At 42.1% G+C, this 16,382-nt stretch carries 13 protein-coding genes; 2 read left to right on the forward strand and 11 right to left on the reverse strand.

What is annotated here, in order from left to right:
• Window positions 1-89: 89 nt before the first annotated feature.
• The 4 genes from ACE38W_RS08105 to ACE38W_RS08120 all read right to left on the reverse strand — a co-directional run bounded on the left by ACE38W_RS08105 (window position 90) and on the right by ACE38W_RS08120 (window position 3,981).
• Window positions 90-545 (reverse strand): protein-disulfide reductase DsbD domain-containing protein, encoded by a 456-nt coding sequence (locus ACE38W_RS08105; protein WP_375829950.1) that lies wholly within the window; start codon window positions 543-545, stop codon window positions 90-92.
• Window positions 546-578: 33 nt separating this feature from the next.
• Complete coding sequence (purQ, locus tag ACE38W_RS08110) at window positions 579-1,271, reverse strand: phosphoribosylformylglycinamidine synthase subunit PurQ (protein WP_375829951.1); 693 nt, start codon at window positions 1,269-1,271, stop codon at window positions 579-581.
• Between the two features lie 190 nt (window positions 1,272-1,461).
• Window positions 1,462-2,439, reverse strand: coding sequence for a hypothetical protein (locus ACE38W_RS08115; protein ID WP_375829952.1), 978 nt, complete (start codon window positions 2,437-2,439; stop codon window positions 1,462-1,464).
• Between the two features lie 15 nt (window positions 2,440-2,454).
• Window positions 2,455-3,981, reverse strand: a complete 1,527-nt coding sequence (locus tag ACE38W_RS08120; protein WP_375829954.1) for a hypothetical protein — start codon at window positions 3,979-3,981, stop codon at window positions 2,455-2,457.
• A 204-nt stretch (window positions 3,982-4,185) separates the two neighbouring features.
• Between ACE38W_RS08120 and ACE38W_RS08125 the strand changes: the two genes are divergently transcribed.
• Complete coding sequence (locus tag ACE38W_RS08125; protein WP_375829956.1) at window positions 4,186-5,103, forward strand: TIGR01777 family oxidoreductase; 918 nt, start codon at window positions 4,186-4,188, stop codon at window positions 5,101-5,103.
• Here the strand turns inward: ACE38W_RS08125 and ACE38W_RS08130 are convergent.
• The 7 genes from ACE38W_RS08130 to ACE38W_RS08160 all read right to left on the reverse strand — a co-directional run bounded on the left by ACE38W_RS08130 (window position 5,075) and on the right by ACE38W_RS08160 (window position 16,100).
• The gene (locus ACE38W_RS08130; RefSeq protein ID WP_375829958.1) at window positions 5,075-6,337 is read right to left on the reverse strand and encodes an anthranilate synthase component I family protein; all 1,263 of its coding nucleotides are present in this window, start codon (window positions 6,335-6,337) and stop codon (window positions 5,075-5,077) included. The two genes, ACE38W_RS08125 and ACE38W_RS08130, sit on opposite strands and share 29 nt — an antisense overlap.
• Window positions 6,338-6,409: 72 nt before the next feature.
• Window positions 6,410-6,865, reverse strand: coding sequence for a hypothetical protein (locus ACE38W_RS08135; protein WP_375829960.1), 456 nt, complete (start codon window positions 6,863-6,865; stop codon window positions 6,410-6,412).
• Window positions 6,866-6,958: 93 nt separating this feature from the next.
• The gene (locus tag ACE38W_RS08140) at window positions 6,959-8,230 is read right to left on the reverse strand and encodes an adenylosuccinate synthase (RefSeq protein ID WP_375829962.1); all 1,272 of its coding nucleotides are present in this window, start codon (window positions 8,228-8,230) and stop codon (window positions 6,959-6,961) included.
• A 279-nt stretch (window positions 8,231-8,509) separates the two neighbouring features.
• Entirely contained in the window at window positions 8,510-10,759 is a 2,250-nt protein-coding gene (locus tag ACE38W_RS08145) for a RelA/SpoT family protein (RefSeq protein ID WP_375829964.1), read from the reverse strand.
• 69 nt (window positions 10,760-10,828) lie between these two features.
• On the reverse strand, window positions 10,829-11,587 hold the full coding sequence (locus ACE38W_RS08150) for a response regulator transcription factor (RefSeq protein ID WP_375829965.1): 759 nt from the start codon (window positions 11,585-11,587) through the stop codon (window positions 10,829-10,831).
• 467 nt (window positions 11,588-12,054) lie between these two features.
• Window positions 12,055-13,494, reverse strand: coding sequence for an alpha-L-fucosidase (locus ACE38W_RS08155; RefSeq protein WP_375829967.1), 1,440 nt, complete (start codon window positions 13,492-13,494; stop codon window positions 12,055-12,057).
• Window positions 13,495-13,496: 2 nt separating this feature from the next.
• Window positions 13,497-16,100, reverse strand: a complete 2,604-nt coding sequence (locus ACE38W_RS08160; protein WP_375829969.1) for a glycoside hydrolase family 2 protein — start codon at window positions 16,098-16,100, stop codon at window positions 13,497-13,499.
• 75 nt (window positions 16,101-16,175) lie between these two features.
• Between ACE38W_RS08160 and ACE38W_RS08165 the strand changes: the two genes are divergently transcribed.
• Complete coding sequence (locus ACE38W_RS08165; protein WP_375829970.1) at window positions 16,176-16,346, forward strand: DUF6728 family protein; 171 nt, start codon at window positions 16,176-16,178, stop codon at window positions 16,344-16,346.
• Window positions 16,347-16,382: the final 36 nt, after the last annotated feature.

Genomic DNA, 16,382 nt, shown 5'->3' on the forward strand with positions numbered 1-16,382 from the left:
AAATAATACTTTGTAAAGAAAACAACAAACGAGTTCCCGTGATGTGGAACTCGTTTGATAAAAGTCTTTTATGTGTGTAGAGGATCAACTTATTTTCCTCCTACAGAGATCGCAAATTCTACTTCTTTTGGAGGCAGACATTGGTGATCATCGCACACCATATATTCTACGGAACCTTTCACTTTTACGGCAGCTTTGCTTTTAACGGTAACTTTCTGTACGAAATCTACCATGCCTTCGTAGTATTTAAGTTCTGAGTTGAAGTTTTTATCGAACTGTTTGTGCAGTTTACCTACTTCAGTGATTTTACCTTGTGCTACTACCAGTGGGCTTTTAGTGATTTTAAAGCTGGTAGGTACAGGACCTTCACCTGCTTCCTGTGCATATAAATGCCAGCCAGCATCGATGGTAGCTGTCATATGCAGCTCGTAGGTGGTTTCATTTATTTTTTTGGAAGAGAACTTCCAGTTCACTGGATTTTCTATCTGCGCACTTGCCAGGATAGGCAGCGCAAACAGTGCCAGCGCGGTTAATAACTTCTTCATACTTAGCTTTTTAATTGGTTGGTGGATTGATTATTAATTATTATTAATTAAACTCTGGAAAATCAATTGTCCATCTGTATTACCCAGAGCGAGGCTGGTAGCTCTTTCAGGGTGAGGCATCATTCCGAACACATTACGGTTTTTATTACAGATACCTGCGATATTACGGATGGCGCCGTTAGGGTTAGCAGTATCAACAACATTGCCAAACTCATCGCAGTAACGGAAAAGGATCTGGTTGTTGGCAGCCAGCTCATCCAGGGTTGCGTCGTCTGCATAATAGCGACCTTCACCATGAGCAATAGGAATCATCAACGCACGACCTGTTACATCTTTCGTCAGGGAGGCTGTATTGTTCTCGCTTTTCAGGAAAATGTTCTTACAAACAAACTGCTGGTTCTGGTTCTGCAGCAAAGCGCCTGGCAGTAAGCCCGCTTCACACAGGATCTGAAAACCATTGCATACGCCAATCACACGGCCACCTTTATTTGCAAACTCGATCACACTCTGCATCATTGGACTAAAACGAGCAATTGCACCACAACGCAGGTAATCACCATAAGAAAAACCACCTGGTAATACGATACAATCTTCGGTAGTAAATGCGCTCAAATCTTTGTCCTTATGCCACAGTTCTATAACTTCCTGACCCAAATCGTTACGTAAAGAGTCAATCATGTCATGATCGCAATTAGAACCCGGAAAGGTGACAACACCAAATTTCATCTGAAAATGTTTTGTGTTTATGTAGTAAAAAATGCTTTTAATTATCTGATTTCCTATGATTTTTACAAGCATAATCACCTGCAACAAATCTACAAGGAAAGCACAAAATTACTTCGCCGTTCGCAATTTTCCATTGCCGCTTATCCGGAAAAATGAAATTGTTGAATATCAATGACTTGAAAACCCGATTTTAGCTAAAATATTGCATAATTATAACATATGCGAAGGCTATCAGGTGTACAATGTTGGCAAATGCATCACTTGGGATGCACCAGAAAACATTCCCGGCAAACATGGAGATAGGTAAAACCGCCAATACCCAATAAGCTGGCGAAAAATGAATATTAAAGAACGGTACCAGCATGGCTACCAGTACATATATGATCATCGCTGCCCAGATTTTTCTGCTCTGAATCAGCATTTTCTTTAATGGTCTTTGTAATAATAACCATCCCAGCACGAAAAACAGGATGCAGGCTACCATTGCTCCCCAAACTTTATAATCCGTAATCATCGGCAAGGAAAGGCCAATATTAGGAATTTTCCACATTAGCGTGGTCTGGTTGGTGAGAAACAGATAAGTTCCCATCAAATAAATCGGACAAATTAACCCTAACAAGGCTATAATCCATTCTGCCAGCCTGAATGCACGCATGATCAGCATACTTACCAGCAATAGCACACAGAAAATAATTGCCGGGAAGTAGAATAGCCCACAGAGTCCAATGGCAAATCCGATGTTAAATACAATATCCCTGGCCGAAGTACGTGTATACAGCTCCGTGATACTTGAAAATACCCACAACATCATCAAATTCACGATGATTGCTGGTGAGAACACGTTCCAGCTGTGCAACATGGAAGTAAACAACAGGTAACACATGGCCGGCAGGTAGGTAGGTTTGGCAAACAAGCGATGATGATTCACAATCTTTGTGAATAACAGCGACTGTATCACCAACATCAATACGGCAAGTGCCGTAAAAAAGAAAGGACTATCGCCCGCAAAGCCATGCAGCCATTTAACCAGCAATCCATATAATAAGCCCTCTGACCCATCTGCCAGGTAAGTGGTAGGATGGACCAGATAATAGAACTTAACAACAAGCGTGTAGATCAACAACAGCAATACCGTAAGCGGATTGCCGGAACGGAAAAATTTTATCACAATGCAAAGGTGTGATTAAAAGTCAATTTTAGCAAAGCAAATGTAATTTCTGTAGATACATGGTATGAGTACAGACTTCGCACTTATCTGTTTACCATAACGCGGCATAAAGGTAAATCCTTTATCCAGGTTTCTCAGTGTAGGCATTCTGTTTACTTTTCCACCTGGTTCCAGGCTGTTATCTATCAGGATATAGCTTCGTCTGTCGAGGTCGTTATACAGGAAACGCAGTTCACTGCCTACATTCACCATCATATAAGACAGATACAGATCGGCGTTATCGTCGTACTGGCTTTTGTTGATGAAGTTGTTCCATTGCATGTTACCCTCGTCATCGAACGACATAACAATAACTTTATCGTAGTGGTAGCGCAGGCCCTGGGAATTATTCCAGTAGCCAGGATTATAATACCATGGAGAATAATAGGGATTGTAGTAATAAGGAGAGAATCCACCATAACCATAAGGACCGTACATGTAATTCCAGCGGTTCCATGGCTGATAACGGGAAGAGGTAGAGAAAGATTCGGCTGTCATCAGGAAGCCGCCATCTGCTGTATTAATTACCTTTCTGATAAAGTAGTCGTTGAAAGCTGCGTTAGTACTCGACTCCCCTCTTGCGGCAGCCTTCAGCTCATTAGAAAATACAACTGACTTTTCATACAAGGTCTTCTGGTTCTTGAAATCATACTTATAAACGTACAGCCCCTCCACGTTACCTCTTTTCTGCTTATAGAAAAAGGCTGTCACGAGTGCGGTACCTTTCTGATTGTCCAACTTCATTTTGATTTCGTCCAGCAATTGTGATTTGAATTGCAATGGCGTTACTTCAAAACTATCTACCAGCGGATGTTTCATGATCATACTACCACTGATAACATAATCCTTTCCACTGGATCTTTCCAATTTATTAAAAATGAAATCGCCGTCGTTCGTAAGGTTGAAGTTATTGAGGAAGAATTTCTTCGTTTGCATTGGCAATGCCACCTTGCTGTTATTAACGAGGTGCATATTAGCATCATAAAGGAAAGTATAGAAGAGGTTATTATCTTCTTTATCCTGGTTGATCTTATAGATCATGATACGGTTTTTATCTTCCGATACTTCAACAGAATAAACTTTATTTTCTTTAGAATAATAACCTATGCGGGTAGAATCAATCAGGAGCGGCTCTGAAGCGAAAGTGGCATCCGGGCTCATTGTAGCGCAGTAACTAAAAACTGCATCTTTATACTGGAACTGATAGATCATCAGCACTCTATCCGGGTAAGCAACGAAATCCATGCTGATCACTTTCTTTGGCAGGAAGTCCAGCTTAACGCGTTGTTTCAGCTCCATTCCATTATCATACACAGAAACAGCATAATCACCGCGGTCAGACTTATACACCAGAATATTACCGGATACTTTACCAATAATTTCAAATTCGGTGTTTTTATAATCGTCTTTCTCCGGTTCTGAATAGGAAATCTTTTGTGCTATTGCCGTGGAAGTAGCAAAAAGCATCAGTATTAACAGTTGAATGCGGTATAGTGTATGCATGCTTCAGTTAAGTTTCAAAAGTTGTTGGTTATGATGCAGGAATCTGTCTGCACACATTAATTTCAAACTTACATTAAAATTTAGAATATTGAATAGCAATTTCCGTGCACAATTCCGTAGGGCTTTTCCCGTTACATTAAATACCAAAAGCCTGGATTTATTGTGTACATTTAGATAATTATTTTATAAACCAGATTATTCTACATGGAAACCGTTTTAATTACCGGTGGCACCGGCCTGGTAGGCACCGCATTAACGGCTCTTTTGCTGGAGAGAGGCTTCAGGGTGATTGTACTCTCCCGAACACCAGAACAGGGAGAAAATAAGCAGGTACAATACGCTCGTTGGAACATATCCACACAACAGATAGATACCGCTGCATTGCAGCAGGCAGATTATATTGTTCATCTGGCAGGTGCTCCAGTGGCTGATAAGCGCTGGTCTGCATCCAGAAAACAGGAAATTATTGAAAGTCGCACCCAAAGTAGTGAACTACTCGTAAAGGCTTTAATGTCTACGCCCAATAAAGTGAAGAAGATTATTAGTGCTTCTGCTACAGGCATCTACGGAGAATATACCGATCATATTTTCACAGAAACTGACCCGGCAGCAACTGATTACCTCGGCACTACTACTAACGCTTGGGAAAAGAGTATCAGTGAAATTCAGTCACTTGATAAGAAACTGGTGATTTTTCGTATAGGCATTGCATTAAGCAGGAATGGTGGTGCTTTGAAGGAATTTTATAAACCATTAAAGTTTGGCTTTGCCACGGTGATGGGCTCTGGCGATCAATATATCAGCTGGATACATATTCATGATCTGGTACGCCTTTTCTTTAACGCCATCGTGAACGATAAACTCGAAGGCGTTTACAATGCAGTGGCACCTAATCCGGTTACGAATAAGGAGCTGGTGCTGAGTATGGCTAAAGCAGCCAAGGGCAAGAGTTTCATGACCGCATATGCACCTGCTGCTATTTTAAAAATAGCATTAGGGGAGATGAGTGTGGAGATATTAAAAAGTGTGCGGGTTTCTTCCGAAAAAATACAGCAAACAGGATTTCAGTTCTCCTACCCTACTATAGACAAGGCTATGGAGCAGTTGTTCCCGCCTCGTTAATAACGGTTCGCAAGGCAGCTGCTTTCAGCAGGCATTCTTCCCACTCCTTTTCTGGATCGCTGTAAAAGGTAATGGCGGAACCAGTTTGAAAGGATAAGTACTTCGCTGTTTCGTTATAAAGTATACTTCTGATTACTACATTAAAGTCAAAATCACCTGAGGGGGTGATGAACCCTACTGCGCCTGAATATAGGCCACGTCGGGTTGCTTCATGCGATTCTATCAGCTGCATGACACTGATTTTTGGCGCGCCTGTCATACTTCCCATAGGAAATGTTGTTTTCAGCACTTCAGTCAAAGGCTGATCAACAGGGAGTTCTGCGGCAACGGTAGAAATCATGTGATGCACTTGTGCAAAAGAATAAATCCCGAAAAGTTCTTCCACTTTCACGGAGCCCCTTATGGCAGCATGCGAGAGATCGTTGCGCACAAGATCTACCACCATAACGTTTTCGGCTCTTTCTTTGGAATTGTTGTACAATGCGGTTTTCAGGGCCTGATCTTTGGTAGGGTCAGGATCTTTTTTGCTGGTACCCTTGATTGGTTGCGAGATGACGTGGTTACCTTTTTTCTGCATGAATCTTTCAGGGCTTGAGCATACCATGTATTTATCATTTACACGATAGAAAGCGGCAAATGGTGCAGGGTTCAGGGCATTCAACCGTTGGTATAACGCTGGTGGGTATACGTTAACATCTTCAATATAATTTTCGCGGCAGAAGTTAACCTCATAGCAATCTCCTCTTAGGATATGCTGCTGGAGCGATTTTACTGCGGCGATATATTGATCGTGATTTAATCGGGCCTGGATAGGCTGCGTAATTACAGCAGTGTTGGCAGCCGTGTTAACGGGCTGCTGCTGGCAATTTTGGAGAATTTCCAGCGCATCTTCCCTTGACAAATCTGGTGCACCGATACTGATTTGATTTTTTTCCAGGAGCATGAGTATGCGTGGCTGGAAGAAAAACATATCCGGGAACCCAATACCATCGTGGTTTTGCGAACGGAGGGACGGTACGACTTCATTTTTCAGGTCGTACGCGAGGTGTCCGAAGATCCAGTCTTGCTGAGTATGATGAAACTGCAGTAGTTCGGGAAATGCGTTACCGGCGGGTTTTTCGAGGGTTGTTATGGCATCGGCTGCCAGTACGGCTTCGTATTGATGATAGACAGAAGGATAGTCGTTATTGTCTAATAAACAGCAAATGTTGAACCGGGTAGCCCAATTCAACATTTGCTGTTTAAGTATTTTATGATCATCAACCGGGAAAATGTGAAAAATCCTGATAATAATCTCTTTTAATGCTTAAAAATCGTCATCGTCATCATCAAAGCCACGGTCGTTGAAGAGATCCATGTCTTTGAATTCATCATCAAAGCCGAGGTCATCGTCTTCTTCTGATTTTTTGGTACTTGGACGGCCGCGTTTACCTTTGGACTTAGGCATGTCGAATTCTTCGAAGTCTGGATCATAGTCTTCGTCTTCACCTTTTTCCCAGGCGTCATCTGCATCATCCAGGTCTTCGTCATCTCCATCCTCGTCATCATCATCGTCATCGTCTGACTTACGTTTAGATTTAGAAGGGGATTTATCTGATTTTTTGGGAGATGCTTTGGAAGTGGTTTCCTCCTCATCATCCTCATCCTCATCATCTTCATCCACCTCTTTCTTAGGCTTGGCCGCAGCTTTAGGAGCGTCTTTTGCAGTCTTAGGAGAAGTAGTTTTTTTAATCTCTTTCTCTTTATCAGATTTTGATTTCATAATAGGTTCACTTATTTCTTTGCCGTAAAGTTTTAATAGTTTTTTTTATTCGCCAAATTTTTTTTGCCGTTTTTTTTCCGTAATTTTTTGCAACTACTGCTCGAGAATCTGGTCACGTCCTGGCCCGTTGGAAACGTATTTCACGGGAACGGCAAGATATTTCTCTACGGAAGATACAAATGATTTCATTTCATTTGGTAACTCATTGAATTGCTTGCACGTAGAAGTTTTATCTGTCCAACCTGGGAATGTTTCATACACAGGTTTTACGTCTAATCCAGTGAGTTGGAACGGCAGTTGTTTTGTTTGTTGGCCATTAATTTCATAGGCGGTACAAGCCAATACTTCATCAAACTCATCAAGTACGTCTGATTTAGTCATTACCAGTTGGGTAACACCACTCAGCATGCAGGTATAGTTCAGCGCTACCAGGTCAATCCAGCCACAACGACGAGGACGGCCGGTTACTGCACCAAATTCGTGTCCTGCTGCACGCAGTTGTTCACCAGTTGCATCATGCAGTTCGGTAGGGAAAGGACCGCTACCAACGCGGGTACAATAAGCTTTGGTAACACCAATTACTTCTTTGATCCACTGTGGTGCAATACCAAGGCCATTGCAGACACCAGCCGATATTGTATTAGAAGAAGTTACAAAAGGATAGGTACCAAAATCAACGTCGAGCATAGAGCCCTGTGCGCCTTCTGCCAGTACTTTTTTACCAGCTTTCAGTTTTTCGTTGATGAAATATTCACCTGCTACCACGTTCATGGTTCTCAGGAATTTTACAGCATCGAAGAATTCAGCTTCCCATGCAGCAATATCATCGCTGAACTCGCTGCTATCGTAATGAGACAATAATTCCAGGTGTTTGGCTTTCAGTTTACCATACAGTGCTTCAAAATCCGCGGACATCACATCACCAACACGCAGGCCATTTCTACCGGTTTTATCCATGTATGCTGGGCCGATACCTTTCAGTGTGGAACCGATTTTATCGTTTCCTTTGGCCATTTCAGACGCTTTATCCAGTGCACGGTGGGTAGGAACGATGATGTGTGTCTTTTCAGCTATGAAAAGATTTTTTGTCAGGTCAATGCCCAATGCGGAGATATCCTCGCTTTCTTTTTTGAAGGCTACTGGGTCCAAAACCACGCCATTACCAATGAGATTGATGGTGTTTTCATGGAATACACCTGAAGGAATTGTGCGCAAAACTACTTTCTGGCCATTCACATACAGTGTATGCCCTGCGTTCGGGCCGCCCTGGAAGCGGGCTATCACGTCGTACTTACCGGCAAAATAGTCCACAATTTTACCTTTACCTTCGTCGCCCCATTGCAGGCCTAACAAAACGTCTACCATAATGATTTAATTATTTATCGGAGGTTGTTGCTTTAAAAGAAGTCGCAAAATTAAAGCGAATTATAACAATTACAAATTTCTACACGTTCCTAGCTTGAATTTCTCACATGACGAAAAACAGCAAACACCCATGCCGGTATGTTTCCGCCCAACCATGACTGGCCCGAAAATTCCGATATCGGGAGATGACGCATGCATCCCCCGATATCAGGAAAAATATTAAAATATTCTGAGAAAATTATAAGACCGAAGATCCTTGTTTATGATTTTCCGAAAAAATCAGGATTCTTCCAAACGTTGTACAGACTGAATTCCATCCAGTTTTTTAAGCCTTTCTACCAGCTCGTCCAATTCTTCCTTGTCGTGCACATATACTTTGATCAACCCCTCAAATAAGCCTTCTTTTGACTCAATACTCAGGGCCGAGATATTTACTTTTAGCTCACCGGATATGATATTGGTGATTTTGTGGATAACTCCCACATCATCCATTCCTATTATACGTAAACCAGTGAGGAAAGAGATTTCACGATTTTTAACCCATTTTGTTTTTACTACACGGTGTCCGTAATTAGCCAGCAGCTGTGCGGCATTCGGGCAGTTGGTACGATGGATTTTCAGGCCTTCGCTAGCGGTAATGAAACCGAATACATCGTCGCCTGGAATCGGGCGGCAACAATTAGCCAGCTTGTAGGCGATACGATCAGAGCTTTCGCCAAAAATGATCAGCTCTGCATCTTTTTTCGTTGGGATCTGATGTTTAACCTGATCTTCCGCCACATGCTCCGGTTGTTTAACAGGCGCAGGTTTGGGGGCGTCGAGTTTATCTCCGAGGAGCGTAAATTCCTTTAGTTCTCTCAGGTCTATATTCTTCACTGCGATCTGATAATACAGGTCGAGTGCAGATGGTTGTTTATAAAATTGCGTCAGCTCATTAATATTATACTGGCTGGCAGTGATCTTCATGTGATCCAGCTTACGCTCCAGCGCAGCTTTCCCGTCCATGGCCACTTTACGTTTTTCTTCCTTCAGCGCATCTTTGATTTTGGACTTGGCTTTGGCAGTAAGCACAAAGTTCAGCCAGTCTTCAGAAGGCTTTTGCTTGTTGGACGTAATAATTTCTACCTGGTCGCCACTGCGGAGTTTATGGCTAAGTGGCACCAGCTTATAATTCACTTTGGCACCAATACATTTATTACCTACTGCACTGTGGATGGAATAGGCAAAATCCAAGGCTGTAGAGCCTACTGGCAATATTTTCAGGTCACCTTTTGGTGTGTATACATAGATCTCTTCAGTAAAGAGATTGCTTTTGAAATCGGCCAGGAAGTCCAATGTATTTGAATCCGGGTTACTGAGGATCTCGCGGATCTGGGTAAACCATTGGTCAAATTTAGATTCCTGTTGTGGTTGGGTACTGCCTTCTTTGTAGCGCCAGTGTGCCGCCACCCCTTTTTCAGCGTAGTCGTTCATACGTTTGGAACGAATCTGCACTTCTACCCATTTACCTTGAGGGCCCATCACTGTAACATGCAAAGCCTCATAGCCATTGGATTTGGGATTACTAAGCCAGTCGCGGGTACGTTCAGGACTCGGATGATAGAAATCGGTGATGATGGAGTATACCTTCCAACAATCTGCTTTTTCCTTATCTATCGGGCTATCCATGATAATACGGATCGCAAAAAGATCATATACTTCCTCGAAGCTTACCCCTTTCGTTTTAATTTTATTGTGGATAGAATGGATAGATTTTGGTCTGCCATAGATTTCAAAATTGAATCCTTCTTCCTGAAGTACTTCTTTGATAGGTTTGATAAACTCATTGATATAGCGGGTACGTTCACGCTTGGTTTCTTTGAGTTTACGGGCAATGTCTTTATAGGTTTGCTGTTCAGTATATTTCATTGCCAGGTCTTCCATCTCGGATTTGATATTGTATAAACCGAGGCGGTGTGCCAGTGGGGCATAGATAAATACTGTTTCAGAGGCAATTTTCAATTGTTTCTCACGACTCATGCTGTCGAGGGTACGCATGTTGTGCAACCTGTCGGCCAGTTTGATGAGGATTACCCTTGGGTCATCAGCGAGGGTGAGTAATATTTTCTTGAAGTTTTCCGCCTGAGCGGTGCTGGTACTGGAATCAATGACGGTACTGATTTTCGTAAGGCCGTCAACGATATGTGATATTTCTGACCCGAATTCTCTGGCGATATCTTCCAGTGTTACTTCGGTATCTTCTACGGTATCGTGTAAGAGTGCGCAGATGGCAGAACGGACACCGAGTCCGATTTCTTCCACGCATATTTGTGCTACTGCCAGCGGGTGAAGGATATAAGGCTCGCCTGATTTGCGTCTCATTTCCTTGTGGGCATCCGCTGCCATTTCAAAGGCAGTACGTACCAATTCTCTATCGCCTTTTTTCAGTCGCGGTTTCAACGCCCTGAGTAAAGCCCGGTAATGACGTACGATTTCTTTTTTTTCCTGCTCTTCGTCTAGATTATATTTTTGAACTACCACTGTTTCCATTGCCTTAAAGTTACGATTAAATATAATCTGAAAGAAAAACAGCTATGGAAATGCAGTAAATACGGGGATTCATAACCTTATCGGGTTCTTCAGTGGTACAGCGACCCTTTCAATCACCTTATCTGGCGGCACTTTCAGCCTGAGACCAGCATTGTGATAAGTCTCCAGTTCAAACCCTTCAAGGAAATCCTTTATCTGCTTACGGACTTTTGTTACGTAAACATCCATACTGCGGCTGTTTTGCAAATCATCCTTTCCCCAAACCTTTATTAACAGCTCATCCCGGCGGATGATTACGTTGGGGCGACTAAGAAAATAGCGTATTACTTTGGCTTCCATGGGCGAAAGCCTGCCCACAGGAAATTTCGTTGTGTTATCGATCACTTTCAGTCGCCTGTAGTGAAAGGTAAAGTTGCCAACAGTATGCGCCAGCAATAAGTCGTTTCGAACCGGTCTGGAATATTTCAAAAACACCAGGATCCGGCGCATTAACTCCATGATATTGAATGGCTTGGTCAGATAAGTATCTCCTCCAATTTTGAAAGACGCTATTCGGTCGGTATCATCAGTACGTTCTGCGGAGAAGAAAATAATGCACACGAGAGAACTCTTTGCCCTGATGAGTTTTGCCAGTTCAAAGCCATTCATTCCCGGCAGCACAATATCCAACAGGCAAACATCAAAGCGTTCATGCTGGTAAACTTCCCAGGCTTCAGATCCATCCATATAATGTTCGACACGGAAACCGGCTTCCTCCAGCCTGCGTTTTACCATGGCGCCAAATATCTTATCATCTTCGACCAATAAAATTTTCGGGTTCTTATTCATAGATCAATGGGGGCTTTGTGAACACAGTTTGTATCGTAAAACACTCATCTTGATATGGTTACCCTGTGGTTTCCGGTCCTTACATGCAATCATTGCTGCAAGTTTTATAAAATTCCGATCCTATACAGTTAATCAGTCGTTAATCAAACTCAAATCATCCTGATACGGATCATTTCAGTACATCTACTATCGAACAATCTATCCGGGGCTTTTCATTATGTACGTATAAAAGCAAAAAAAAGACTGATAGGATCAAAATGCTCGTTGTTATATTTATTAACATAAACCAATCACATAATAACAAGATATCCACATTTCAAAATAAGGTCACTCAAAACCGCCACCATACTAAAACAGACCAACTGAACGTATTTTACATGATCCATCATATTTCTTCCCAAAAACAAAAAAAGCCGTGTCTACTTGGTAGACACGGCTTTCACTATTCACATAAATTCACATTACAATCACAGTTTATCCACAGCAGACAAACGAATAGCTACAGCATGCTTTAAACCTTTGTTCTGCAAAGAAGTAGGTATATTAATAACTGTTTTTCCATTCACAGTTTTCCACACCAGATTTCCGGAAGCACCAAGGATTTCCACATGTGCTTTCTTAGCAGGTGTTAATCCCGCGAAAGAAATAGTTGCAGGTACCTTCTCCCCTTCATCCAGCATATAGATCGCATACACCGCTCCATCTTTCTTACGGGTGAAACATACTTTACCATCTTTGTAAGGCGCTACGGCACGAGTGCCATAAATCGCATCTCCGTTGATATGAATCCATTCGCCAATGCCTTTCATAGTGGTATAGGCAGCATCATGCAGTTCACCATCAGGGCCAGGACCCACGTTTAACAGATAATTACCACCTTTTGCAACGATATCTACCAGGTTATGAATCAAAACATTCACTGATTTGTACTTATCATCTGGCACATAAGACCAGGAACCACCCATTGTCATGCAGGTTTCCCATGGATAATCCAGCGGTTTATCAGGGATCTGTTGCTCAGGTGTACGATAGTTTTCATATGGACCATGCACACTACGATCAACCACAATCAAACCAGGCTGGTGACTACGCGCCATAGTCGCAATCTTACCCATGTCAATATCCTGGTTCTGCGGTGCTGATTTGCTCCAAGATAGGGATTCTTTGGTCTGCTGTTTCAGCGGGCGTACCCAACCACCATCTAACCATAGGATATCCAGTTTACCATAACCTGTCATCAGTTCTTCAATCTGATTATAAGTATATTGTTTAAACTGATTCCATCTCTCTGGATATTTCTCTACGTCGTAGTTAACGTTTCTGTCGCGAGGCGGGAAATAACTCCACCAGTAGTATTCAGTATGCCAGTCAGGCTTAGAGAAATAAGCACCTGCATGGATACCTTCTTTACGAAAAGCATTGAATACTTCTTTGGCAATATTCGCACGAGGATTTTTGCTAAAAGCTCCATCCGGTGCGGTGACACGATAGTCTGTCTGCTTGGTATCAAACATACAGTAACCATCATGGTGTTTGGTTGTAAATACCACATATTTCATACCTGCATCAGCAGCAGCTTTTGCCCAATGTTCAGGATTGAAATGTACAGGATTAAAGCTCTTACCAAGTGCTTCATATTTTTTCAGGTATTCGTAATATGGAATACCATATGGCTTGCGCTGGGTCCAGCCTTCATCTTCCGGACAAAGGCTCCATGATTCCACAACGCCCCATTGAGAATAAGGCCCCCAGTGAATAATCATCCCAAATTTCCAATCTTGCCATTCATCCAGTTTCTGTACTACAGCCTTGTCAGTTTCGGGTACATAAGGAGGCTCTTGTTCCTGGGCCAGCGCTGCATTAACACTTAGCAATGCAAAGCCGGCGGCCACTAAAAGTTTACGCATAGTTATTTTTTATAAGAGTCTACCAAAGAGGTGACGTTTACCAATGGCTGAATAATCTCAGGTTTGCGGTAAGTATTCAGCTTCACTACTTTTTCTTCTCCAGGAAGTAAATCAAAATAATTATCCTGGAAGTGTTCATGGTCAATTGTTCCGTTTAACGATAAGCGTATATTTCTCGCGAGCTTATCTGATTTTATATGAAGATTTACCTCTCCTTCGGCGCCAGCTTTACACAACACACTTATGCTCGGCGCAGGGAGGTCCAAATCTTTCGCTTTTGCAAAATAAAAGATATTAGGACTCTTTACATTACCGTTTATTAACAATTGCGCATAGAATATTACCTCTTTGCGGCCTTTCCCTTTTAAAATCTCATCTACCGGCACTTCATTTACCAACAGACTTTTATCTTCCTGTAATTTAATCCGGGCAGTTTTTTTCTCCCAGATGATATTTCCGGAGAGATCCATCAGCTTCATTTCTACTACTGCATCCTGTGCTTTAATCGCATCCGCGATGAGATAAGTTTTGAGCTTATTATTTTCTTCAACAGTAGAAAGTATTACCGGCTCAAACGCTCGTTTGGCATAATACTGCAAGGCTTTCCATCTGCCATAATAATCTCTTCCTGACCAGCTTGGGCCAGGCCATACATCATTCAGCTGCCAGTACAAAGTACCCATGCAATAAGGCATATTTCTGCGATGTGCTTCTATCGCCATCTTCATACCTTCTGCCTGTAAAACCTGGCTCAGATAAACAAAAGAAGAGAAATCCTTTGGCTGACGATAATAGTGGTCCATGTATATTTTTATAGCAGTATTACCTTTGGCAGGGCTCTTCTGATGCGACTGCATTACATTCGAGAAAATGTGGTAATCTTCTTTGGTAGCAAAGCTATCGATCGTTTCCAGACTTGGGAAAGACTGGAAACCGTATTCGCTCATGAAACGCGGGATACGCTCGTTGAATGCCTCGAACCATTCCATTCCATGCCATACGCCCCAGTAGTGGTTATCACCTTTGGTAAAGTCTTCTTTTGTACCCCAGTTGCTGATTGGAGAAGAAGCAAAATAAAATCTGCCTGCATCATATTTATTCACGAGGGAAGGGAGCAAGTCTTTGAATAATTTATCATAATCCTGCTGAAGCTGCGTCCATTGCTCATCCGTATAGGCGTAACCGTCTTTCCAGCCCCAGTTTTTTATCGCTACGCCAACTTCATTATTGCCGCACCATAGCGCGAGTGAAGGATGACTTTTCAATCGGTTGATATTGTAAATAGCTTCAGCTTTTACGTTATCAAGAAAATTTTTATCACCAGGGTATAAGGTACATGCAAAGAGGAAATCCTGCCATACCAGCATACCGGTTTTATCTGCCAGGTCATAAAAAAGATCATCTTCATAAATACCACCACCCCATACGCGCACCATATTAAAATTGCTTTCCTGCATATCGCGGAATAGCTGCTGGTATTTTTCAGGTGTTACTCTTGGTAGAAAATTATCTTGCGGAATGTAATTGGCGCCTTTCATGAAAGTAGCTCTCCCATTGACTTTCACGTAGAAGCTTTCCCCTGCGCTATCTGGTTTATTTACAATTTCTATACTACGTAGCCCGACTTTTTTATTTTTAACAGACAATACGTCTTTGTCTTTCAATAATGAAACAGTAGCATCATATAAATGTTGTTCACCCATGCCATTAGGCCACCAGAGCTGCGGTGCGTCTACATCAAACGAAGCGGCGGATGAGAAGTCGCCAGTGGACAGTGTTACAGGGATGCTGACATTATTAAACAGATGAGATTGAACAGACGTTAATATCTCCTTATTCATAAATTTAAAGGAAGGAATGAGCGTATAGTTTCCTTTACGTGTAGCCGATACCGTTATATTCATATCCACATGCGCTTTTTTTCCTTGCAGGCTGGTGGTATATGTCACATCACGGATAATGGCGTTGCTCCATGCACGAAGAATTACCGGGCGCCAGATACCACTGGTAACGAGCCTTGGGCCCCAATCCCAGCCATAGTGGTAAGGTGCTTTACGCGCATAAACACTCAACGGCATATCAGATGCATCATTGCCTGCCGGGTATATCACATGATCTCTCAGGAAGAAAGGCATATCATGCTTTATTGGGCTCATGAATTTAACTGTCAGTGTATTCTCGCCTTGTTTCAAATACTTTTTTATGTCGATGATATAAGCGAGGAACATATTATCCGTTTCCTTTACCAATTGATCATTGACATAAATGGAGGCGTAGGTATCCAATCCTTTGAATTCCAGCTCTATGACGTCCTGTTTAAGCATTTCGGCTGTCACAGGCAATTTTGTATGATATTCCCAATCTTTTTTATCAACCCATTGAACGTTTTTCTCGTTGGTACCTTTAAACGGGTCAGGGATGAGATGCTGTGCCAGGAGATCAGTATGGACAGTGCCAGGAACAGTGGCGGGGCGCCATATTTTTTCATCTGCACGGGCAAATTCCCAGCCGCTGCTGAGTTGTATTTCCTGTGAGTAAATCGATTTAGTAAAACCCATTAAAAAAAAGACCACTGTAAAGAAGCGACCTATGTTGCTAATGTTCATGGAATAGAATTTCGGTAGCTTCAAAAATAACAATCTCACGGGAATAAGGAATAATAGTTTTACGATCTTTGTTAGATGAAAAGTATCTGGCAACAAATTTTACGTTACTTCTATATAGGAAAAAAAGATCCTAATGCACCTAAAACCCGTTATGTGGCCATGATGCATGGGATGAACCGCATTAGCATCATCCTCTTTGTTATTGCGATAATAATTTTAATTTTCAAGTTATTGAGAAGACATTAAACAAGAAAGGATCTGCCTATAGGCAGATCCTTTCTA

This window comes from Chitinophaga sp. Hz27 (genome assembly GCF_042263525.1).
GTDB lineage: Bacteria > Bacteroidota > Bacteroidia > Chitinophagales > Chitinophagaceae > Chitinophaga.